Origin of the sequence: Sphingobacterium sp. SGG-5, assembly GCF_011043525.1 — a bacterium.
Lineage (GTDB): Bacteria > Bacteroidota > Bacteroidia > Sphingobacteriales > Sphingobacteriaceae > Sphingobacterium.
Genome location: NZ_JAAKGO010000010.1, coordinates 125100 through 146094, shown reverse-complemented (window position 1 = coordinate 146094; position 20995 = coordinate 125100). Strand labels below are relative to the sequence as shown.

The 20995-nt window shown below is 42.4% G+C and carries 22 protein-coding genes; 12 read left to right on the top strand and 10 right to left on the bottom strand.

Annotation, left to right across the window (positions count from 1 at the left end):
• Window positions 1–21: 21 nt before the first annotated feature.
• A complete protein-coding gene (locus G5B30_RS15290) occupies window positions 22–399 on the bottom strand; it encodes an SRPBCC domain-containing protein (protein WP_165320867.1) in 378 nt (125 codons plus the stop codon).
• A gap of 54 nt (window positions 400–453) precedes the next feature.
• Between G5B30_RS15290 and G5B30_RS15285 the strand changes: the two genes are divergently transcribed.
• Window positions 454–1821 carry a methyltransferase RsmF C-terminal domain-like protein gene (locus G5B30_RS15285; protein ID WP_165320866.1) on the top strand — a complete coding sequence of 456 codons (1368 nt, stop codon included), beginning with the start codon at window positions 454–456 and terminating at the stop codon, window positions 1819–1821.
• Here the strand turns inward: G5B30_RS15285 and coaBC are convergent.
• Genes coaBC through G5B30_RS15270 form a run of 3 tightly spaced genes read right to left on the bottom strand, consistent with a single transcriptional unit; the run spans window position 1816 to window position 4324 of the window.
• A complete protein-coding gene (gene coaBC, locus G5B30_RS15280) occupies window positions 1816–3027 on the bottom strand; it encodes a bifunctional phosphopantothenoylcysteine decarboxylase/phosphopantothenate--cysteine ligase CoaBC (RefSeq protein WP_165320865.1) in 1212 nt (403 codons plus the stop codon). The genes G5B30_RS15285 and coaBC overlap by 6 nt on opposite strands.
• A gap of 18 nt (window positions 3028–3045) precedes the next feature.
• Window positions 3046–3375, bottom strand: coding sequence for a DNA-directed RNA polymerase subunit omega (locus tag G5B30_RS15275; protein WP_165320864.1), 330 nt, complete (start codon window positions 3373–3375; stop codon window positions 3046–3048).
• Window positions 3376–3400: 25 nt separating this feature from the next.
• Window positions 3401–4324 carry an outer membrane protein assembly factor BamD gene (locus tag G5B30_RS15270; RefSeq protein WP_165320863.1) on the bottom strand — a complete coding sequence of 308 codons (924 nt, stop codon included), beginning with the start codon at window positions 4322–4324 and terminating at the stop codon, window positions 3401–3403.
• 170 nt (window positions 4325–4494) lie between these two features.
• On the opposite strand from G5B30_RS15270, the gene ruvX reads away from it, so the two are divergent.
• Window positions 4495–4908, top strand: a complete 414-nt coding sequence (gene ruvX, locus G5B30_RS15265) for a Holliday junction resolvase RuvX (protein WP_165320862.1) — start codon at window positions 4495–4497, stop codon at window positions 4906–4908.
• Between the two features lie 3 nt (window positions 4909–4911).
• Window positions 4912–5346 (top strand): rRNA maturation RNase YbeY, encoded by a 435-nt coding sequence (ybeY, locus tag G5B30_RS15260; protein WP_206367157.1) that lies wholly within the window; start codon window positions 4912–4914, stop codon window positions 5344–5346.
• A gap of 54 nt (window positions 5347–5400) precedes the next feature.
• Here ybeY and G5B30_RS15255 read toward each other — a convergent pair whose 3' ends face one another.
• Entirely contained in the window at window positions 5401–5820 is a 420-nt protein-coding gene (locus G5B30_RS15255) for a nucleoside-diphosphate kinase (RefSeq protein WP_165320861.1), read from the bottom strand.
• Window positions 5821–5922: 102 nt separating this feature from the next.
• On the opposite strand from G5B30_RS15255, the gene G5B30_RS15250 reads away from it, so the two are divergent.
• The 5 genes from G5B30_RS15250 to galK all read left to right on the top strand — a co-directional run bounded on the left by G5B30_RS15250 (window position 5923) and on the right by galK (window position 11444).
• On the top strand, window positions 5923–6771 hold the full coding sequence (locus G5B30_RS15250; protein ID WP_165320860.1) for a 4-hydroxy-3-methylbut-2-enyl diphosphate reductase: 849 nt from the start codon (window positions 5923–5925) through the stop codon (window positions 6769–6771).
• A gap of 73 nt (window positions 6772–6844) precedes the next feature.
• The gene (gene hemH, locus G5B30_RS15245) at window positions 6845–7873 is read left to right on the top strand and encodes a ferrochelatase (protein ID WP_165320859.1); all 1029 of its coding nucleotides are present in this window, start codon (window positions 6845–6847) and stop codon (window positions 7871–7873) included.
• A 7-nt stretch (window positions 7874–7880) separates the two neighbouring features.
• Window positions 7881–9137: a metallophosphoesterase gene (locus G5B30_RS15240; RefSeq protein WP_165320858.1), complete on the top strand. Its 1257-nt coding sequence runs from the start codon at window positions 7881–7883 to the stop codon at window positions 9135–9137.
• Between the two features lie 108 nt (window positions 9138–9245).
• Window positions 9246–10286 carry a UDP-glucose--hexose-1-phosphate uridylyltransferase gene (locus tag G5B30_RS15235; protein WP_165320857.1) on the top strand — a complete coding sequence of 347 codons (1041 nt, stop codon included), beginning with the start codon at window positions 9246–9248 and terminating at the stop codon, window positions 10284–10286.
• A gap of 3 nt (window positions 10287–10289) precedes the next feature.
• The gene (gene galK, locus G5B30_RS15230; RefSeq protein WP_165320856.1) at window positions 10290–11444 is read left to right on the top strand and encodes a galactokinase; all 1155 of its coding nucleotides are present in this window, start codon (window positions 10290–10292) and stop codon (window positions 11442–11444) included.
• A gap of 29 nt (window positions 11445–11473) precedes the next feature.
• Here galK and pfkA read toward each other — a convergent pair whose 3' ends face one another.
• The 4 genes from pfkA to G5B30_RS15210 form a co-directional block, all read right to left on the bottom strand.
• Window positions 11474–12448, bottom strand: a complete 975-nt coding sequence (gene pfkA, locus G5B30_RS15225; RefSeq protein WP_165320855.1) for a 6-phosphofructokinase — start codon at window positions 12446–12448, stop codon at window positions 11474–11476.
• A 46-nt stretch (window positions 12449–12494) separates the two neighbouring features.
• Entirely contained in the window at window positions 12495–14198 is a 1704-nt protein-coding gene (locus tag G5B30_RS15220; RefSeq protein WP_165320854.1) for a protein-disulfide reductase DsbD family protein, read from the bottom strand.
• A gap of 36 nt (window positions 14199–14234) precedes the next feature.
• Window positions 14235–14690 (bottom strand): protein-disulfide reductase DsbD domain-containing protein, encoded by a 456-nt coding sequence (locus tag G5B30_RS15215; protein ID WP_317164355.1) that lies wholly within the window; start codon window positions 14688–14690, stop codon window positions 14235–14237.
• A gap of 93 nt (window positions 14691–14783) precedes the next feature.
• Entirely contained in the window at window positions 14784–15509 is a 726-nt protein-coding gene (locus tag G5B30_RS15210) for a biotin--[acetyl-CoA-carboxylase] ligase (RefSeq protein ID WP_165320853.1), read from the bottom strand.
• 97 nt (window positions 15510–15606) lie between these two features.
• On the opposite strand from G5B30_RS15210, the gene rsfS reads away from it, so the two are divergent.
• Genes rsfS through G5B30_RS15190 form a run of 4 tightly spaced genes read left to right on the top strand, consistent with a single transcriptional unit; the run spans window position 15607 to window position 19418 of the window.
• Window positions 15607–15981, top strand: a complete 375-nt coding sequence (gene rsfS, locus G5B30_RS15205) for a ribosome silencing factor (RefSeq protein WP_165320852.1) — start codon at window positions 15607–15609, stop codon at window positions 15979–15981.
• Between the two features lie 35 nt (window positions 15982–16016).
• Entirely contained in the window at window positions 16017–18101 is a 2085-nt protein-coding gene (gene ftsH, locus G5B30_RS15200) for an ATP-dependent zinc metalloprotease FtsH (RefSeq protein WP_165320851.1), read from the top strand.
• Window positions 18102–18140: 39 nt separating this feature from the next.
• Window positions 18141–18788 carry a lactate utilization protein C gene (locus G5B30_RS15195; RefSeq protein WP_165320850.1) on the top strand — a complete coding sequence of 216 codons (648 nt, stop codon included), beginning with the start codon at window positions 18141–18143 and terminating at the stop codon, window positions 18786–18788.
• A 3-nt stretch (window positions 18789–18791) separates the two neighbouring features.
• Window positions 18792–19418 (top strand): rhomboid family intramembrane serine protease, encoded by a 627-nt coding sequence (locus G5B30_RS15190; RefSeq protein WP_165320849.1) that lies wholly within the window; start codon window positions 18792–18794, stop codon window positions 19416–19418.
• Here the strand turns inward: G5B30_RS15190 and G5B30_RS15185 are convergent.
• Entirely contained in the window at window positions 19415–20953 is a 1539-nt protein-coding gene (locus G5B30_RS15185) for a YifB family Mg chelatase-like AAA ATPase (RefSeq protein WP_165320848.1), read from the bottom strand. The genes G5B30_RS15190 and G5B30_RS15185 overlap by 4 nt on opposite strands.
• Window positions 20954–20995: the final 42 nt, after the last annotated feature.

Below are 20995 nucleotides of genomic sequence, written 5' to 3'. Positions count from 1 at the left end.
TGTTTACTATATTGCTTATTGCTAACTATAAAAGTCTATCAAACCACCTACATATTCTTCCGTCCAACCGTCGACAATCTCCTCATATGCTTCCTCGGGTATATTGGTGTGATTAACTTCAAAAGAGGTTCCTTTTGGATGTTCATGGAGTTTAATGGTAACGATAGATGATTCGTCTTGGTTCCCAAAATACCATTCCTGCACTATTTTTTTTGCTGGTTCCAGCTCGAGAAATTTTCCTACGATGGCACCGTCCCATAGGGAAAATTCACCACCTATTGTAGGGTCAACTTCGACACGATCCCCCGTCCATAATAACAAGGTTGTCTCCGTGGTTAAAGCTAGGTATATTTCCTCCGGTGTAGCGGGGATAATGTAATATTTTTTAAAATTTCTCATAGCCAAACATAGATATATTTGCTTACTTTTTGTGATTTATTTTTACTTTTGACTATGAGTAACAGGCTACCTAACGATTTAATAAAACGTTTGAAGGAAGAACCGGGCTTTGATGTAGAAGCTTTTTTTCATAAGCACGATTTGGAAGAAAGGACGAATTCAATACGAATTAATCCTCGAAAGCCATTTGATACGAGCTTGCTGGAGATTGAAGGGAATATTCCTTGGTGCGAGAATGGATTTTATCTTAAAAAAAGACCCGTATTTACTTTAGATCCTTTTTTCCATGCGGGGTGTTATTATTCCCAGGAGGCCAGCTCAATGTTCTTGGCTCACGCCATAAAAGAGCTTGCCTTGGGAGACGGGGCTTTGAAAGCCTTAGATTTGTGCGCTGCACCCGGCGGTAAATCGACTTTATTAAATAGCACCTTACATGAAGACAGCTTGCTGGTATCCAACGAGATCATAAAGACAAGGGCAAAAATATTATCGGATAACCTTGTTCGTTGGGGCAGTCCAAATGTCGTCGTGTCTAATAATGATCCCTCTACGTTTAAACATTTGCCGGGTTACTTTGACCTTCTGGTGGTGGATGCTCCCTGTTCGGGTTCGGGCATGTTTCACAAGGATCATTCGGCGATAGATGAATGGTCCTTAGCCAATGTAAAACTGTGCAGTGAACGACAAAAACGGATTCTTGCAGGCAGTGTAGATTGTTTGGTAGAGGGTGGTTATTTGTTTTACTCCACTTGCTCCTATTCCACAGAAGAGAATGAAGATATTGTGGATTGGCTTGTCCATGAGTTTGATATGGCTCCCGTGTCTTTATCCATAGGCGAGAATTGGGGTATTGAGCAGACTAAAAGTGCACGGCATGGAGCTGCCGGATATCGATTCTATCCGCACATGGTGGGCGGAGAAGGTTTTTTCTTTTCTGTGTTGCAAAAAAGGAAGGAACAGACCTCTTTTTCTTGCAAGAAAATCAAAACAGAAAAAAGCAACGTACCGCAGGAACTGGCAGGAAGCTGGTTAAATATGGATGGCCTGTATACATTTGCGCATCATGAGGAACTACATGTATTTCCGAAACAATATGAGCTCGATGTCAAGGTATTGCAACAGGTTCTTTATTTAAAAAATGTCGGTACGGAGATCGGAAGATTAACAGGCAAAGAGTTGGTACCGTCGCATGATTTAGCGTTGAGCATACGGATATTACCGGATCTACCGGCCATTGAATTGGACTTGGACGCCGCATTGAATTACTTGAGAAAAGAAGTCGTAGACCCTGCAGTTAATGCAAATTGTTTAAAGGGATGGGTCTTGATACGATATAAAGGAGTGAATCTGGGCTGGATCAAAGCGATGCCGAACCGCATAAACAATTACTATCCGAAAGAATCGCGAATAGCCGTTTTATAAGCTGAGCTGCTGTTGGTGTTGAATAATAAGGTCACAAATGTCCTTCGCGACCTCATCTTTTGATTTTAGGCCGAATGAAACAGGTTCCCCATTTTTTTGTATAACCGTGACTTTATTGGTATCCGTTCCAAAGCCTGCGCCCTTATCTTGCATGGAGTTTAATACAATAAAATCTGCATTTTTTCGTGTGAGCTTCTCTCGCGCATTTTTCAGTTCGTCGTTGGTTTCTAATGCGAAGCCAACTAAAGTCTGTTTCCTAGTCTTTTGTTGACCCAATGTGCTGAGGATATCCACTGTCTTCTGTAAGGGAATATTGAAATCCTCCCTGGTTTTCTTGATTTTCTGGGAGGCCACTTCTTTCGGTGTGTAATCGGCCACTGCCGCACTCATGACCATGATATCAGCTTCGTGAAAATATTGTTCGCAAGCATTGAACATCTCTTGGGCAGATTGTACGTTGATAAGTGTCATGCCGGAAGGAGCTTGTAAATGCGTCGGACCAGAGATTAATGTTACCGTGGCGCCCAGATTTGCCAATCTGTTGGCCAAAGCATAACCCATTTTACCACTGGAGTGATTGCCAATAAACCGCACGGGATCGATCGCTTCATATGTCGGACCTGCTGTGACCAACGCTTTCTTGCCGGATAAAGGTCGAGTATCTTTTAAGGATTGTACTAAAAAAGCGAAGATATCTTCAGGTTCAGCTAATCTTCCATCACCGACTAATCCGCTGGCTAGCTCACCATTTCCCGGGGGGATGACTATATTGCCGTAAGATTCTAATGTAGTGATATTGCCCGTGGTCGCCGGATGCTTCCACATATCCAGATCCATAGCCGGGGCTAAATATACCGGACATTTGGCGGATAGATAACAGGCGGTGAGCAGGTTATCGCACAGCCCATTTGCAAACTTCGCTAATGTATTGGCGGAGACTGGCGCTATTAGCATGATATCGGCTTTTAAAGCCAAATGTACATGATTGTTCCACTCGCCTGTTTTCGTATTATAGTAATCGACCAGAACAGGGTTTTTGGAAAGCGTGGAAAGTGTCAGTGGTGTAATAAATTGCGTGGCATCGGGAGTCATCACAACTTGTACCTGCGCTTCTGCTTTTACCAATAGTCTGATGAGAGAAGCTATTTTGTATGCGGCAATACTGCCGCATACACCAAGCAAAATATTTTTGTCTTTAAAAGACATAGATTTTAAAAATGTGACCTACTCTTGGGGCTTAGCAGGATTCCTGAAGTATACTTTGTCGTTCAGAAACTCGTCGATAGCAACTAATGTAGGCTTTGGCATACGCTCATAGTGTTTTGAAATTTCGATCTGCTCACGATTTTCAAATACCTCTTCTAAGTTGTCGTTGCTGCTTGCAAATTCGGCTAATTTCGAGTTTAACTCTTCTTTTACCTCGACAGAAATCTGGTTCGCTCTTTTGCTGATCACAACGATTGATTCGTACAAATTGTCTGTACCTTTATCCAAATCTCTTAAGTCTCTCGTTACTGTGGTATTTGGAATGCTATTGTTTTTTACCTGACTCATGCTTATTTACTCTACTTTTTGTTCCTTATTTTTTGCTTTCACTGTTATTATTCGCGATATCCTCGATAGCAGTGATTCCCAATTCTTTGTTTTGCTCGTCCCGAGCTTTATTAATCGCATCCATCTTACGGATCGCTAAAATTATTTTTCTCTCTGCTCCTTCAATCAGATCTTTTGCATCCGACTGGAGTTTACTCTCTGGAAAATGTTCTATAAAGCTTTGCGCATAATCTATCGCGTCGTCGAAACGCTGTTTTTGCCGGTTAGGGTAGCTGTTATCCGCATATAGATATTGCGATTTGGCAATGAGAAATTCTATATCCTCACCATATTTCGTGTCCGGATAAGTTTCTAACACATTTTCCAGTGCTATCACCGCTGCTCTATAGTCATCAGCTGTTCCCATGTTGTAATACAGCTTTGCATTATCGAAGGCCTTTTTTTCTAACTTATCCCTTAATTTCTGAATCAGTTCCCCCGCCTCCTTTGCTCGCTCTGACTCGGGATAAATATTGACGAAAAGCTGTAATTCATCGATAGCCTTCCTGGTATTGGCTTGATCCAATGTAGAACGTGGAGATTCGATGTAATAGCAATAAGCGGACATAAACCGACATTCTTCCGCTCTGGGGCTGCTGGGATAGGTCTCTGCAAAACGTTTGAAGTGAAAGCGGGCAGCGGTATAATCTTTTATACGGTAATTGGTATAGGCTAAGAAGTAATATAAATCTTCCGCTTCTGCACGACCCCGATATTTGGTCGCTAAGTCATCAAATAATATCAGGGCTTTGGAATACTTTCCTTTTTCGTAAAACTTCACAGCTTCTTGATACTTCATAGCAATATTATTGCTATTCTTTAGTTTCTCAAACTTGCTTTTGCATGCCGAGAAAAATAAGCAAAAAACCACGAAGAATACAATTGCACCAATACGCCTATTTAAAAACATCTGACAAAGATACATCAATTAAAACAATAATCCATAAATTTCGCTTTGCAATTTAGTGGTTTTACTGAATTGACTGTCAGAAAGAACCGGCCTTTAACAAACTTTAACCAAGTCCGTGAGATTTTCAATACTGCGGGTGGAATTGTACCTTTGCAGAAAGAGTAAAAAGTATGCGGTTAATGTCCTTTGATTATGGAACCAAGCGAATAGGGATTGCGATATCGGATCCTTTGCAGATCATTGCGACCGCGTTGACGACTATTCATCCGGAGAAGATAGGTGACTTTTTAAAAGATTACCTGCAGAAGGAGTCCGTGGAAACATTTATCGTTGGTAAGCCACTACAGATGGATGGGACCCCATCGGAATCAACGCAACATATAGTGGGGTTTATTCGAAAATTAAAGAAAGATTTTCCTACCATTCCGGTCGTAGAAGTGGATGAGCGGTTTACGTCAAAAATGGCCTCAAATGTCATTGCACAAAGCAGTTTAAAAAGTACCAAGAGACGCGAAAAAGGTTTGGTGGACGCAATTTCGGCTACCCTGATTTTACAAACGTACATGGAGGGTAAAAGCTATTGATGTATGGCAATTAAAGATATTTCATTTTTTGTGGAAGGTGTTTCATTTCATCTCTCTCAAAAGCAAAAAGTACGGGATTGGGTAAATCGCACGGTTCTGGACGAAGGGTTTAAGCGGGTTGCAGAGCTTAACTTTATATTCTGCTCGGACGATTATCTACTCGATATCAATCAGCAGTATCTGCGCCATGATACGTATACCGATATTGTAACGTTTGATTCGTCAGAAGAAGAGGAGGTCATAGCGGGGGATATATTTATCTCTGTAGAACGTGTCCAAGAGAATGCCCGGAAGTTTAATGTATCTGAAACAGATGAACTTCATCGGGTCATCATACACGGTGTATTGCACCTGTGTGGTTATCTGGATAAGAAGAAAGCAGATAAGATTTTGATGACGGAGAAGGAGAATCAGTATTTGGGAAAACGGAATTTTTAAACGGTTTACAGCTTTTCCGTTGCTTGAATTTTGGAAAAGCTGTAAAATTTTTTGCTAAAACCTTTCGAACTGCGAAAAGAAAAAGTCGCCTTCTATCGCTGCATTTTCATCGGAATCAGAACCATGCACCGCATTGGCATCGATCGACTTTGCGTATTTGTTGCGAATAGTTCCCTCTTCGGCCTTTGACGGATCCGTCGCGCCAATGAGTTTGCGGAAGTCTTCCACGGCATTGTCCTTTTCTAAAATTGCCGCTACAATAGGCCCTGAGGTCATGAATTTAACTAACTCTCCGTAAAAAGGCCGTTCGCGGTGGACTGCATAAAAATTGCCGGCGTTTTCCGGTGATAATTGGATGTATTTCATCGCGACGATCTTAAACCCCCCAGCAATGATATCGTTCAAAATAGCGCCGATGTGACCATTAGCTACTGCGTCTGGTTTAATCATCGTAAAAGTTCTGTTCGTTGCCATAACCTGAATTAAAAATTTTTGCAAAGGTACGGTAAATGGTGTAAAGATAAAAGAAAGCTCTTTTTGACTTTTGATGAATATAATTTTTATTTTTGTATAATAATGGCTAAGAATCTACAGGTAACAATAGATAAAGACTCGGGTTTCTGCTTTGGGGTGGTATACGCTATAGATATGGCCGAAGAAATCTTAGAGAAAGAGGGTTATTTATATTGTCTTGGTGATATCGTCCACAACGACGAAGAAGTTGCCCGATTGAAGGCCAAAGGTCTGCGGATAATTAATCACGAGACACTACCGACACTCACCAATGAGAAAGTGTTGATACGGGCACATGGTGAGGCCCCCGAGACGTATAAAATAGCCTTGGAGAATAATATTACCCTGATAGATGCCTCCTGTCCTGTTGTTTTAAAGCTGCAGAATCGAATCAAAACGTCATTTGATGAAAATGAAAAAATTCTGATTTTCGGAAAGCATGGGCACGCTGAAGTTATTGGTCTTCAGGGGCAGACCAACAATGAGGCCATTGTTTTTCAAGATATTGAAGAGCTGGATTCTGTTAAACTGCCACCGTCTTTTACATTGTATAGCCAGACGACAAAGAGCGTCGACAAGTTTTATTCGATTAAAAGTGAATTGATAAAACGTGGGTATGATGTGAAAGCGAATGATACGATCTGTCGGCAGGTTTCCAACCGATATGAGGAGTTGGGTGATTTCGCGCGACAGTACGATAAGATTGTTTTTGTATCGGGCAAAAAGTCTTCCAATGGACGTGTGTTATATGACGTGTGCAAGGCTGCCAATGATAATTCTTACTTTATTTCTGAGGCTGAAGAGCTTGATGTAGATGTTTTTGCCGAAGGTGAAACTGTAGGTATATGTGGAGCTACGTCGACACCAATGTGGCTGATGAAGGAGGTGAAGGCTACCTTAGAGGCACTGTAGGCCTTGGTCATCTTATTTTCATTTTCAATCGTTTAAACGATAATCCCCTCAAAATTTGTATATTTTTGTAAAGATGTTTAAAAAAGCAAAAAAGGGGATTTTGTTGGTTCAGTTAGGCACACCCGATTCTTCTTCTACTCCAGATGTAAGAAGATACCTGAATGAATTTTTGATGGATGGTAGGGTCATGGATATTCCTTATTGGAGCCGGCTGCTCTTGGTGAAAGGTATTATCGTTCCGAAGAGAGCGCCCAAATCTGCTGCAACCTATGCGACGATCTGGGATAGCCAAAAAGGATCTCCCCTCCTCTACTATAGTAAGATACAACAGGAAATGTTGCAAAAAGAGCTGGGTGAAGAATATCATGTGGAGTTGGCTATGCGCTATCAAAACCCATCCATTGAATCGGCTTTGAAGAAAATGGAAGGTATGTTCTTAGAGTCTATCCGGGTGATACCGCTGTTTCCCCAGTATGCTTCGGCGACCACAGGTTCTGTGATTGATAAGGTGATGGAGATTATGCGGACATGGCAGTATTTTCCCGAAGTGTCTTTTGTAAACAGTTTTTGTGAAGATGATTTGGTCGTCGCAACGTTTACCGAACATGCCTTGAAATATAATCTGGAAGACTTCGATCACGTCTTATTTAGTTATCATGGCCTTCCGGTACGGCAATTGGGTAAAGTAGATCCGAGCGGTGAACTGCAATGTAATGACGACGGTTGTGCGACCTGTAAGGTGGAAACGAATGCATTCTGCTACCTGTCCCAATGTTACGGTACAACCCGGGCCATCGTCAAGAAGTTAGGGCTTAAAGCGGATCAATATACGGTTTGTTTTCAGTCGCGCCTAGGTAAAACCCCTTGGATACAGCCCTATACCTCAGATACACTGCACGATCTTGCCAAAAAGGGCGTAAAAAAGCTATTGGTTTTTAGCCCTGCGTTTGTGGCAGATTGTATTGAGACGTTGGATGAGATCCAAGTTGAGTATGCGAATGAATTTAAAGCATTGGGCGGGGAGCAGGTGGCCATGGTTGAAAGTTTGAACGATAATCCGAAATGGATTCAGGCCTTGAAAAGGTTGGCCGTAAATAATTGATGAAGAGATGTTAGTATTCAACGCTGTACTGTTATTCATATTTGATTTTTATATATTTTTTGCGCTTAGAGCGACAAAAATTAAGCTGGTACATAAAAAATGGTTTCCCTTTGTGTGGTGGGGCTATTCTATTATTCTATTTGCCGGGCTGTTTATCGCTGCAAAGTTTAGCATCCCGTTAAGTTACCGGTCTATTATACTGGTTGCCTTTTTTATGACAGCGATCAGCAAGTTTATTTATATTGCAGTAGTATTGATCGATGATATCCGGCGTGGAGGTATCTGGATTTCCAGGCTTTTTCTACCCAAGAAAGGGAAGTTGCCTGCGGAACGTATTGCAGAATTGGAAGAACCCTTGCCGGAGAAGCCCAGAAATGGTATATCACGGTCAGATTTTTTGCTTAAATCAGGAATTGTCATTGCTTCCCTACCCGTGTTTCCCTTGTCTTGGGGAATTATTTCCGGCGCATACGATTATAGAATACGTCGGCAGAAGCTGGTATTGCCCAACTTACCTAACGCATTCGATGGCCTGCGGTTAGCACAGATATCGGATGTGCACTCGGGCTCATTTTATAACCATAAAGCTGTACGTGGAGGGGTTGAAATGCTTTTGCAGGAGAAGCCCGATATGATTTTTTTCACGGGAGACCTGGTTAATAATGAAGCTTCCGAAATGCGCAACTACCAGGATATCTTTTCCATGTTGAAGGCAGACTTAGGGGTGTTCTCTACCTTAGGCAACCACGATTATGGTGATTACTATTATGGCAAGGAAGACAGTTTGGCAAAGCGCAAAAATCTACAACATCTGATAGAAACACATCGTGTCATGGGCTGGGATCTGTTGATGGATGAAAATCGGACGATTCGTGTGGATAATGAGGAGATAGCAATCGTTGGTGTACAAAATTGGGGTACCGGTCGGTTTCCGAAAAAGGGTGATCTGACGAAAGCATTGTCGGGGACGGCAGATAAAGATATTAAACTGTTGTTGTCGCACGACCCTTCGCATTGGAGGGCACAGGTGTTGGATACTGATGTCGATGTCATGTTTGCAGGTCACACGCACGGCATGCAATTTGGTGTGCGAGGCGAGCATTTCCAGTGGAGTCCCGCGAAGTATGTCTACAAGGAGTGGGCGGGGCTGTATACCGAGAAGCAGCAGCAGCTGTATGTCAATACGGGATTTGGCTTTTTGGGCTATCCCGGCCGAGTAGGTATCTTGCCAGAGATTACGATCTTCGAGTTGGTTAAAAGTTAATTTTCCCTATTTTTTTCAAATTGAATAGAATTTAAAAAAAAATTAATACGTTTGTGGTAATAAGTGTACAATATACATTTATTGTTTTAATCGATCAATTGTATTAATATGCTTTCTTTTTTAGATCAACCCCATAGCCGGGTGAATATCCTGACGGGAGAAAAAATACTGGTTTCACCACATCGGAGCAAAAGACCCTGGCAGGGACAGGTAGAAGATATCGCTACTGATAGTAGACCGGAGTATGATCCTAAATGTTATTTATGTCCGGGGAATGTTCGGGCAGACGGTACCGTGAATCCGAAATACAAAGACAGTTTTGTATTTGTCAATGATTTTTCAGCTTTATTGGAGGACTCTTCCTTAGAAATACACAATGAGGGGGGGCTTCTTCAGGCCGAAACAGAAAAGGGGATTTGTAAAGTGATTTCCTTTACACCCAGGCATGATCTGACGCTTCCGGAGATGGAAGAATCTGCTATTAAGGCCGTGGTAGACCTATGGCAGAAGGAATTTAAGGAACTGGCGCAGAAAGATTGGATTAAATACATACAGATATTTGAGAATAAAGGGGCGATAATGGGATGTAGCAATCCGCATCCGCATGGGCAGATATGGGCGCAAAGTTCTCTACCTGTCGAGATTCAAAAGGAAAACGTACAATTTGATCGATATTTTAAGGCACATAACAAGTCCCTGCTGAGCGATTACTTAGCTCTTGAACTGCAGAAGAGCGAGCGTATTGTTGTGGATAACACCCATTTTGTGGCGCTGGTGCCTTTTTGGGCAGCATGGCCTTATGAGACCCTGGTTGTCAGTAAAAGACACGTCACGAATATCCTGGAGTTTACGGAAGAGGAAAAATGGGATTTGGCTAGGACCTTGCAAGAGTTGACAATACGTTATGACAATATTTTTAAAACCTCATTTCCTTATTCTGCGGGTATGCATCAGGCGCCGGTGAATGAAGGCGATCAATCGGCATGGCACTGGCACATGCACTTTTATCCTCCATTATTGCGTTCGGCAACAGTCAAGAAATTTATGGTTGGTTACGAAATGTTAGCGAATCCGCAACGGGATATTACGGCGGAGTACGCCGCTGAGGTATTGAGAAAGCAGGAGACTATACATTATAAAAATAAATAGGTAATGGAAACTTTACAGCTAAGGAATAGATTTGAGGAAGTGTTTGGGATAGCACCAGACCTATTGGCTAAATCTCCGGGACGGATCAACATCATAGGTGAGCATACCGATTATAATGAGGGTTTCGTATTACCCACAGCAATAGATAAAGCGATTTATGTGGCCGTAGGGAAGCGGGAAGACACACGTATCCACCTTTTTGCAGAAGACTTTAAGGAAGGTTTTGAAACGGATTTAAAGGATATAAAACCTTCTGAAGTGGGCTGGGCGAATTATATCCTGGGTGTTGTTCATCAGATTCAGGAACGGGGAAAGGTTATTTCAGGCTTCAATCTATACGTTGATGGAGATGTTCCTTTAGGAGCTGGGCTGTCGTCTTCTGCCGCGGTAGAATGTGCCGCGGGATTTGCATTGAATGAACTGTTTGGATTATCTTTTGACCGTAAGGATATTGCCCGTATCGGCCAGCTAGCTGAACATACGTATGCTGGCGTAAAATGCGGGATCATGGACCAGTTTGCGTCGGTATTGAGTAAGAAAGGGCATGTGATCAGATTGGATTGTCGCTCATTAGATTTTGTGTACGTGCCGTTGGAGTTGGGTGACTACGAGATTGTCTTATTCAATACCCACGTTAAGCATTCTCTGGCCTCGTCAGCCTATAATAATCGGAGAACCTTGTGTGAACAAGGGGTAAGTTGGGTTCGCGAGAAGTATCCGGAGGTACGGAGCTTACGGGACGTGACATTGGATATGTTGGACGAAACTGTCCGGTCGAGGGATGAAGATACGTATGTTAAATGTAGATATGTCATTCAGGAGAATGAGCGGCTCAATAGGGCTTGTCGTGCCTTGGAGTGTGGTGATATTGAAGAACTGGGCAAGCAGATGTTTTTGACACATCAGGCGTTAAGTACGGAATATGAAGTGAGTTGTGCCGAGCTGGATTTTTTGGTAGATTATGTTACACAGGTACCTCAGGTTGTTGGTGCAAGAATGATGGGCGGAGGTTTCGGTGGTTGTACAATCAATATTATCGCGAAAGGATACGGCAAGGCATTAGCGGATCAGATAGCCCCGTTGTATAAGGAAAAGTTTGGACTTGAATTAGAAGGCATATTTGTTCATGCCGATGAAGGTGCTCGGATTATAGCATAACAGATGCGGCATAAGCCGCATCTAAAATATTATAAGGACAGTATTTCTACTATTCGGGTAAGGTTTGTATTGATCTTGTCGATATGTTTTATCGCTTTGCTAAATGGAGTAAACTGAACCTGCCCACCAATTAAACCCGCCATTTCCCCTCGACGTCCCTCCAATAAGCCTTCTACAGCGGCCACGCCTAGACGGCTGGCGAGAACACGATCCATACAAGATGGTTTTCCTCCGCGCTGGATGTGGCCTAAGATGGACACCCGAACATCATAATGCGGGAAATTCTCCTGGATCTTCTCTGCCACGACCAATCCGCCCTCTTCGTCCCCCTCAGCGACGATAATAATACGGGAAGATTTGTTCTTGCGGGAAGTATCAAGTCGCTTCATAATGGCATTATAATCCACTTCCAGCTCCGGAATCAATACTGCCTCCGCACCTGTACTTATACCCGAGCGAAGCGCAATTAATCCAGAGTCTCTCCCCATCACCTCGATGACAAACAATCTGTCGTGCGACTCTGCCGTATCACGTATTTTATCTACAGCGTCTACAACAGTGTTAATGGCCGTATCGTAACCGATGGTAAAGTCTGTCCCTGCTAAATCGTTATCAATGGTCCCCGGCATGCCAAGAATAGGAATATCAAATTCCTCGATAAATTTTGAAGCACCCGTAAAGGTTCCGTCCCCCCCAATGACAACCAGACCATCGATATTTAATTTTTTAATATTATCATATGCCTTTTGACGGCCTTCTTTGGTCTTGAAGTCATCGCTACGGGCCGTCTTTAATATCGTTCCACCCCGCTGGATGATATTGGCAACAGATTTGGCATCCATGGGAATGATCTCACCGTTCACCAATCCGTCATAGCCTCTGCGGACACCGAAAACATGTAGTCCGTGATAAATGCCTGTCCGGACGACAGCTCTAATTCCAGCATTCATGCCAGGGGCATCTCCTCCGGAAGTCAATACTGCAATATTCTTTATTTCACTCATTTTTCAAAAATATCGAAAATTTGTTGATTTCTTTATTAAAAAATCATTAAAGAACGCGGTTTTTTGCTTGAAATGCATCGATGCCGGATTGAAGATAGCCTACATAGCTGTTGATGTCGTAATTTGCACCACTTGGGGAAATAAGCACATTTCCCGCTGTATCGACAATGACGTACAGCGGTTGCGAATTGCTGTTGAAGGTCGACGCTTGAAAATCGCTGTTTTTTTTTCCTATTGTATTGATTAACTTACCACTATAGGAGGAGGTATATTGCTCTTCCGGGTCGAGGGTTGTGCGGTCGTCAACAAATAGTTCGGCCATGACAAATTCTGTTCGGAGCAGGGTGGCTACTTTCGGATCTGTCCATACATTGGCTTCCATCTTCCGACAGTTGACGCAGTTCCATCCCGTAAAATCTACCAATACGGGCTTGTTGCTTTCTTTTGCAGCGGCCAAAGCCTCTTCATAGTCATAGTAGGGGTCAAACCCCTTTGGTGTGCCTCTATCATGGAAAATCTCATAATACTTTTTCTGCTTTCCAGTGGCTGTTGATATACTGACATCATGATGTACAACAGATAAGTCAAAATCTTGGGTTGCTGAAGGCGGTAAAAACGCAGAAATCGATTTCAAGGGAGCGCCCCATAATCCGGGTATCATATAGACGACGAAAGAGAAAACGACGATGGCTAAGAGGGTACGGGGTACAGATAAATATTTCAGCTCGCTGTCATTTGCAAATTTTATCTTTCCGATCAGGTATAATCCCATCAGTCCAAAGATACTGATCCACAGGGCTAAAAATACTTCACGGTCGAGCCAGTTCCAATGATAAGCTAAATCCACATTGGAGAGAAACTTCAGTGCCAAAGCTAATTCCAGGAAACCTAAAACCACCTTAACACTATTCAACCATCCGCCCGATTTTGGGAGTGATTTTAACATGGATGGAAAAATGGCGAAAATAACGAAAGGTATAGCGAGGGCAATAGAGAAGCCCAACATACCTATCGCGGGGCCTAGCCTTTCCCCCTTTGATGCGGCTTCTACGAGCAATGTGCCAATGATAGGGCCGGTACAGGAGAAGGATACCAGCGCCAAGCTAAAAGCCATAAAAAACAACCCTATTAATCCCTTGCTGTCCGATTTTGCATCTATTTTATTCACAAAAGAACTGGGTAAGGTGATTTCAAATGCACCAAAAAAAGAAGCTGCAAAAACAACTAAAATCAGAAAAAAGAGGAAATTAAAAACGCCATTGGTCGAGAGCGCATTCAGTGCATCCGAGCCAAAGACTATTGTAATCAGCATACCCAATGCGACATAAATGACGATAATGAATAGCCCATATAACACGGCTTGGGATATGCCCTTACTTCTTGTTCCCGCTCTTTTGGTGAAAAAGCTTACGGTAAGCGGTACCATGGGAAATATACATGGCATTACGAAGGCTGCAAAACCGCCAAGTAGGCCAGCAATAAAGATTGCCCAGAGGGTTTGCTTGCCGCTGGCTGGTGAAGGGATGTCAATATCTGCGGGTAAACTGATGTCTTCCTGGGCAGACACCGATTCTTCTGTGCCATCTGTAAACTCCAGATCATTGGGGACTTCTAGGAGCTGGGAGGTGTCCGCACCGTTAGAGAATTCCAGTCCCTCGAAGGATAGGAGTGTGTCTTGGGCAAAGGAAACGGATGTCAAGACGAACAGAAGCAATACGATTATTGCTAAAGAATGTTTTTTCAAATCCATGCTATTTGAAATATTAGGATTATGGAGTGTCGAAATCTATTTAATGGTGACGGTAAAATTGTATTCATCAGGAGGAAGACACTGAGATTTATCACAGGCTTGCCATTCGACGATTCCTGATACTGTCGTCGGTTTGCTCGAATTTAATTTTACTTTCTGTTGGAAAACCACTTCCCGGGTAAAATAAGGGACATTCATTTTGAAAACGTCTTCATACTTGGTTTTCGGTTTAGGCTGTGCCGTTTTTCCATATAATGTATACGCTTTGGAGGGCTTGAATATAAATGAAGTTGGAATTGGCCCGCCATCCGGTACATTTTGTGCATATATGTTCCAGCCTTCTTGAATCGTCGCTTTAATGAAAACCACACCTTCTGTTGGATTTAGTCTTTTTTGGGCGACACTCCACTTAACAGGCTTATGAATTTGACCGACTGCACTACCCATTGTAATCCATACCACTACGATCAATAAACTAAGTTTCTTCATCATGATATTGTATTTTATATTTCTGACCGCAAAGCGGGCCTGAAAGTTTAATGCTAAGATACAGGTATTGGGACGATTATGCCAGTAATTTTTTTGTTATAGCTGATAAGTTATATCTTTTAAATCGAATTTAATATGCTGTTCATCTATCAGCATGTGTAACAGACCATCTCTATCCACGGCTATAATTTTCCCCGTGAAGGGTTGTCCGTTCCCACTACGATATATGGCAGGTTCATCTTTCTGAAAAAGCTTATCATTGTATTGTTCGAGGAGATCGTCGTGCCGAGACTTTAGTAACAGTTGATAATAGTGGTTCAGGTGGGCTTGTATCGTTTCCACAACTTCGATGAAAGAGATGTCGCCTTGTAGACTCAATTGTCTGAAAGAAGTTGTTTTATGTTGAATATCTTCTGGAAATACCGTTTGATATATATTTAAGCCGACGCCTAATACCGCGCTTGTTAGTTCGCGACCGGATACTTTGCTTTCAATCAACAGTCCGCAAATTTTCTTCTTTTCAATAAATATGTCATTTGGCCATTTTATGGATACGCTTTTATTGACATAATGGCGCATCGTGTCGTATAGTGCTAAACTGCTGATCACGGTTAAAAAAAACTGGTTGGATATGTCAAGCTTATTGAGTTTTAAATAAATGCTGGTTGTTAGATTTTGTCCAGGTTCAGCTTCCCAAATAGAGCCGCGTTGCCCACGCCCGTGTGTTTGCGTCTTTGCCATTATGGCAGTAAACTGAGGGAGTGGCGTGAATTTTGCCGTCAAATCTTTCAAATAATCGTTTGTAGACGTTGTTTTGTTCAAAACAATTATGTGGTGAGATAAATAATGTCCAAAAATTGTATTATTTTGCAAGAGAATACGTTTTTAAAGTTTTAAGGTAAAACTATACTATTTCTTAATGAGTAAAAAGAAAAATTTAGAATTGTCGAACAAGTTGGCTGAAATAGTTGTTTACGGCATGCAGGAGAAGAAGGGACACGAAATTGTGAAGTTAGACATGCGGGAAATTAATGCCACAGTTTCTGATTATTTCGTGATATGCCATGCAGACTCAAATATCCAAGTGAATGCGATCGCTAAAAATATAGAGGATGAAGTTTATAAAGCTTTTGGCGAAGAGCCTTGGCACAAAGAGGGGATAGGCAATGGAGAGTGGATATTGTTGGACTTTGTAGATGTAGTCGTTCATGTTTTTAAAACCGAGAAGCGCAGCCATTATCGCATAGAAGATCTTTGGGGGGATGCCAAAATCGAAACCTACCAGAGCGCATAATATAGCAGTTAGAAAAAGAGAGTTATACGTAAATAATGAAGAAGATTCCTAGTAAAAAAGTAACACCGATACCTCCCAAGTTCAATATGATGTGGATATATATCGCCATGATCATAGGGTTTATTGCGCTTAACTATATGTATAGCGGTAGCGGGGCAAAGGATATCTCGTACGAAAAGTTTGAAAAAGATATGCTTCGTACGGGAGATGTAGAGAAATTGATCGCATACAACAAGGGTAATATTGTCGAAGTCGAAGTATATATTAAGAAAGATAAGCTTCAAGACGACCCCAAATATAAAGAAGTCGCACCAACCGACAACACATTAAGCTTTTCGTCATCGACGGGGCCACAATACGTATTCACAGAGGGTTCTGCAGATATTTTAAATGAAAGATTGCGCGAATCCCAGGAAGATCTACCGGAGGATGTAACAAAAATATCAGCCAAATGGGAAGAGCGGACGAATGCATGGGGTGGTTTCTTTATATCCTTTATTCTTCCGTTAATCATTATTGTAGCACTGTGGATGTTTTTAATGCGCCGTATGGGCGGCGGCGGTGGTGCCGGCGGTGGTGCCATTTTTAATATCGGTAAATCTAAGGCGCAACTGTTTGATAAGGAATCACAAATTAACGTGACGTTCAATGATGTTGCAGGCTTGGAAGAAGCAAAGACAGAAGTGATGGAAATTGTGGATTTCCTTAAAAATCCGAAGAAGTATACAAATTTGGGGGGTAAGATCCCGAAAGGTGCATTGCTAGTAGGCCCTCCGGGAACAGGAAAAACGTTGCTGGCTAAGGCTGTTGCCGGTGAAGCACAGGTGCCCTTTTTCTCTTTATCGGGTTCTGACTTTGTAGAGATGTTCGTGGGCGTAGGTGCGTCGCGTGTCCGGGACTTGTTTAAGCAAGCGAAGGAAAAAGCTCCTTGTATTATATTTATCGATGAAATCGATGCCATTGGCCGTGCCCGCGGAAAGAATTCCGTTATGGGGGGTAATGACGAGCGGGAAAATACCTTAAATCAGCTATTGGTGGAAATGGACGGGTTTGGTACGAACTTAGGCGTCATTCTCCTGGCGGCTACAAACCGCTTAGATGTATTAGACTCTGCGTTATTACGACCAGGACGTTTCGACCGTCAGATTTCTATCGATAAACCGGATTTGATCGGTCGTGAACAGATATTTAATGTGCACTTAAAGCCGTTGCGATTGGGTGCAGGAGTGGATGCGAAGAAGCTTTCTGCACAAACTCCCGGTTTTGCAGGAGCAGAGATTGCGAATGTTTGTAACGAGGCAGCTTTGATTGCAGCAAGAAAGAATAAGCCTGCTATAGAGATGCAGGACTTCCAGGACGCTATTGACCGTGTCATTGGTGGCTTAGAGAAAAAGAATAAAATTATATCTCCCGAAGAAAAGAAAATCGTAGCCTATCATGAAGCCGGTCACGCTATTGCCGGATGGTTCTTGGAGCATGCGGACCCTTTGGTTAAGGTTTCTATTGTTCCCCGTGGTGTCGCCGCTTTAGGTTATGCACAGTATTTGCCGAAAGAACAATTTTTATACACAACGGAGCAACTTATGGATAGTATGTGTATGACCATGGGTGGCCGTGTTGCTGAAGACATTACTTTTAAGCGCATCTCCACGGGCGCGCAAAATGATCTGGAACGTGTGACAAAGTTGGCTTATGCCATGATCGCTGTATATGGAATGAATGAGAAGGTTGGAAATGTCTCGTTCCGTGACAGCTCCGGCGAATCACAGTTTCAGAAGCCATACTCCGACCAGACAGCAGAGTTAATTGATGATGAAGTACGTCAGCTTATTTCGTCAGTCTATGAGCGTACGAGACAACTGTTGTTAGATAAGCAAGATGGCCTAATTAAAATTGCGGAAAAATTGTTGGAAAAAGAAATCTTGTTTCAAGCGGATCTGGAAGAAATATTAGGAAAACGACCTTTTACAAACCGTACAACATATGATGAGTTTGTAAACGGGGGTGCAGATGGGGGGGGCGTACCTCCAACGGAGTATCCGTTGCCGACTATACCGGAGGAAACGAATAAAGCGGATATTCAGCCGAGACCATCGTCCTCCGGAGAACCGAACAGTTAAAGCAATTTAAGGACAGAAGGGGAGCTTAGGTGTGTATGTATGAATATTAGGAACACGACATCAAAGGAACGTATGTTGAAGAAGGTGCGACAAGCCTTGCTTCAAAAAAGCGAGAACCCCTATCCGGATTTGGAAGATTCTCCTTTATATATGGAAGAGGACGAACCATCCGATGTGACCTTCGCCAGAGAACTGAATGCTGTTTCAGGAAATTTTATGTATTGTGATGGGGAGATTGCTCTTGTGGAAAATCTGATAGCCGTTGTGGAAAAGCATAATATCAGAAAAATTCATGTTTGGGAGCCTTCGATACAACAGCTGTTACAACATTATGGTTTCCCTTTCTTAACCAACCAGACCGATTTTAGTGATATCGATGCCGGTATAACGAGTTGTGAAGCTCTGATAGCCAGAAACGGTAGCATTTTGATTTCAAATGCAAATATGAGTGGTAGAGTTTTAAGTATTTATTCGCCGATTCATATTGTCATCGCCAAAGCTTCAAAGATCGTCATGGATATCAAACATGGCATGGCGATGATGAAGGAAAAATACGGCAACCAGTTACCGTCCATGGTAAGTGTTATTACCGGTCCGGGTAGAACTACCAGCATAGAGAACAAATTAATAATCCGGGCTCAAGGGCCCAAAAGTCTATATGTATTTTTGATAGAAGACAGATTCTGATTTATGTTACAATATTTGTACACGACACCGGTTGCAAGTGTCATATTTGCGATAACCATAGCAACGAGTATATATGCATTTTCTAATCCCCACCTGTACGGCAATATGATGCTGAACCCGTACAGTATACATCGTGACAAATCAAAATGGATTACGGTGTTTACAAGTGGCATTATACATGCCGATTGGATGCACCTCATTTTTAATATGGTGACATTCTTTTATTTTGGTTTTGCTTTAGAGAGCATATTTGTTCAAGTGAATGGTCCCATTGGGCATCTATATTTCGGCTTATTGTATATCGTGAGTTTAGTGTTGAGTGATATTCCAACTATCATACAACAAAAGAATAACCCCAGTTATTATAGCTTAGGCGCTTCAGGGGCTATATCGGCGGTTCTTTTTAGCTTTATACTTTTTTATCCAAAAGCAGAATTGCGCATATTCTTTGCTATTCCAATGCCAGCCTATCTGTTTGCTGTGTTGTATATCGGTTATTGTATCTGGGCATCAAAAAAGTCCGCAGACCGAATTAACCATGATGCCCATTTATTTGGGGCACTTTCAGGACTGTTGATTACCATAATCATGCACCACTGGATTATCAAGCATTTTATAGACCAATTTTAACCGGTCCAATTGTCACGGTCTAAGCTTCTAAATTGTATGGCTTCTGCTAAGTGATAGTTTTGGATACTTTCTGCCCCTTCCATATCAGCGATCGTACGGGCAACTTTTAAAATTCGATCGTAAGCGCGTGCAGAAAGATTTAACTTGACCATAGCGGTTTTCAAGAGATTTTTCCCCGTATCGTCAATGGAACAGATTTTCCGTAGTAATTTGGGATCCATATGCGCGTTGCAATGTACTTGTTTGCAATGCTGAAACCGCCTTTCTTGAATTTTTCTAGCCTGTATAACTCTTGATCGGATATGTTCGCTTGTTTCTGAGCTTTTTGTACTGATGAGTTCTTTGAACTCCACAGGTGTGACTTCAACATGTAGATCTATACGGTCCAATAAGGGACCCGAAACCCGGCTTAAGTAACGTTGGACAACTGCGGATCCACAAATACATTCTTTTTCAGGGTGGTTATAATATCCACAGGGACACGGATTCATGGAAGCAACCAACATGAAGCTCGCTGGGTACTCTACGGTAAATTTCGCCCTTGAGATGGTTATACCACGTGATTCTAAGGGTTGCCGCATGACTTCCAAAACCGTTCGCTTAAACTCGGGTAGCTCATCTAAAAACAAGACGCCGTTGTGTGCGAGCGATATTTCGCCTGGTTGCGGGGTGGTACCGCCACCGACCAATGCTATGTTTGATATCGTATGATGTGGTGCTCGGAAAGGACGTGTATGTAGTAAGGACTGGGAAGAAGAGAGCTGACCCGCTACAGAGTGTATCTTGGTTGTCTGTAGAGACTCTTCGACAGTAAGCGGAGGAAGGATAGTAGGAAGGCACTTGGCAAGCATGGTTTTTCCGGCCCCGGGTGGCCCGATGAGTATGACGTTGTGACCGCCTGCGGCTGCAACTTCCAGTGCCCTTTTTATATTTTCTTGACCTTTAACATCCGCAAAATCTACTTCATAGCTGTTTATTTTTGAAGCAAATTCTTTTTCAATGTCTATATGTGTTCGTTCCATCGGCTTTCTATCCTCAAGGAAATCAATGACCTCGTCAAGTCGATTTACCCCGAGAACATTTAGATCCGATACAACCGCTGCTTCACGTGCATTTGTTTTAGGCAATATGATACCTTTGAAGCCTTCCCGTCTTGCTTCAATAGCGATAGGAAGTGCTCCTTTGACCGGTTGAATTGTACCATCCAATGAAAGCTCGCCAAGGAGTGTATAGTTTTCCATCCTCTCGCTACCTATCTGACCGGAAGCTGCCAAGATACCAACAGCTATACTTAAATCATAGGAAGAGCCTTCTTTTCTGATATCGGCAGGGGCAAGATTTACAACTATTTTTTGTCGGGGCATACGGTATCCTATAGCCGTTATGGCACTTTCTATACGTCTTAAACTTTCTTTCACAGCATTATCTGGCAGGCCCACGATGTGATATTTTGTTCCTGTAGATATATTTACTTCAACTGTAATGATAGCGGATTCGATTCCGTATACCGCACTACAATATGTTTTTACCAGCATTGTTGTTTTTATTATCCATCGGGTAAATTTAATAAAATTTAT

Coding starts and splice junctions, on each gene's coding strand:
- G5B30_RS15290 (WP_165320867.1), bottom strand. CDS start 399: ATGAGAAATTTTAAAAAATATTACATTATCCCCGCTACACCGGAGGAA.
- G5B30_RS15285 (WP_165320866.1), top strand. CDS start 454: ATGAGTAACAGGCTACCTAACGATTTAATAAAACGTTTGAAGGAAGAA.
- coaBC (WP_165320865.1), bottom strand. CDS start 3,027: ATGTCTTTTAAAGACAAAAATATTTTGCTTGGTGTATGCGGCAGTATT.
- G5B30_RS15275 (WP_165320864.1), bottom strand. CDS start 3,375: ATGAGTCAGGTAAAAAACAATAGCATTCCAAATACCACAGTAACGAGA.
- G5B30_RS15270 (WP_165320863.1), bottom strand. CDS start 4,324: ATGTTTTTAAATAGGCGTATTGGTGCAATTGTATTCTTCGTGGTTTTT.
- ruvX (WP_165320862.1), top strand. CDS start 4,495: ATGCGGTTAATGTCCTTTGATTATGGAACCAAGCGAATAGGGATTGCG.
- ybeY (WP_206367157.1), top strand. CDS start 4,912: ATGGCAATTAAAGATATTTCATTTTTTGTGGAAGGTGTTTCATTTCAT.
- G5B30_RS15255 (WP_165320861.1), bottom strand. CDS start 5,820: ATGGCAACGAACAGAACTTTTACGATGATTAAACCAGACGCAGTAGCT.
- G5B30_RS15250 (WP_165320860.1), top strand. CDS start 5,923: ATGGCTAAGAATCTACAGGTAACAATAGATAAAGACTCGGGTTTCTGC.
- hemH (WP_165320859.1), top strand. CDS start 6,845: ATGTTTAAAAAAGCAAAAAAGGGGATTTTGTTGGTTCAGTTAGGCACA.
- G5B30_RS15240 (WP_165320858.1), top strand. CDS start 7,881: ATGTTAGTATTCAACGCTGTACTGTTATTCATATTTGATTTTTATATA.
- G5B30_RS15235 (WP_165320857.1), top strand. CDS start 9,246: ATGCTTTCTTTTTTAGATCAACCCCATAGCCGGGTGAATATCCTGACG.
- galK (WP_165320856.1), top strand. CDS start 10,290: ATGGAAACTTTACAGCTAAGGAATAGATTTGAGGAAGTGTTTGGGATA.
- pfkA (WP_165320855.1), bottom strand. CDS start 12,448: ATGAGTGAAATAAAGAATATTGCAGTATTGACTTCCGGAGGAGATGCC.
- G5B30_RS15220 (WP_165320854.1), bottom strand. CDS start 14,198: ATGGATTTGAAAAAACATTCTTTAGCAATAATCGTATTGCTTCTGTTC.
- G5B30_RS15215 (WP_317164355.1), bottom strand. CDS start 14,690: ATGATGAAGAAACTTAGTTTATTGATCGTAGTGGTATGGATTACAATG.
- rsfS (WP_165320852.1), top strand. CDS start 15,607: ATGAGTAAAAAGAAAAATTTAGAATTGTCGAACAAGTTGGCTGAAATA.
- ftsH (WP_165320851.1), top strand. CDS start 16,017: ATGAAGAAGATTCCTAGTAAAAAAGTAACACCGATACCTCCCAAGTTC.
- G5B30_RS15195 (WP_165320850.1), top strand. CDS start 18,141: ATGAATATTAGGAACACGACATCAAAGGAACGTATGTTGAAGAAGGTG.
- G5B30_RS15190 (WP_165320849.1), top strand. CDS start 18,792: ATGTTACAATATTTGTACACGACACCGGTTGCAAGTGTCATATTTGCG.
- G5B30_RS15185 (WP_165320848.1), bottom strand. CDS start 20,953: ATGCTGGTAAAAACATATTGTAGTGCGGTATACGGAATCGAATCCGCT.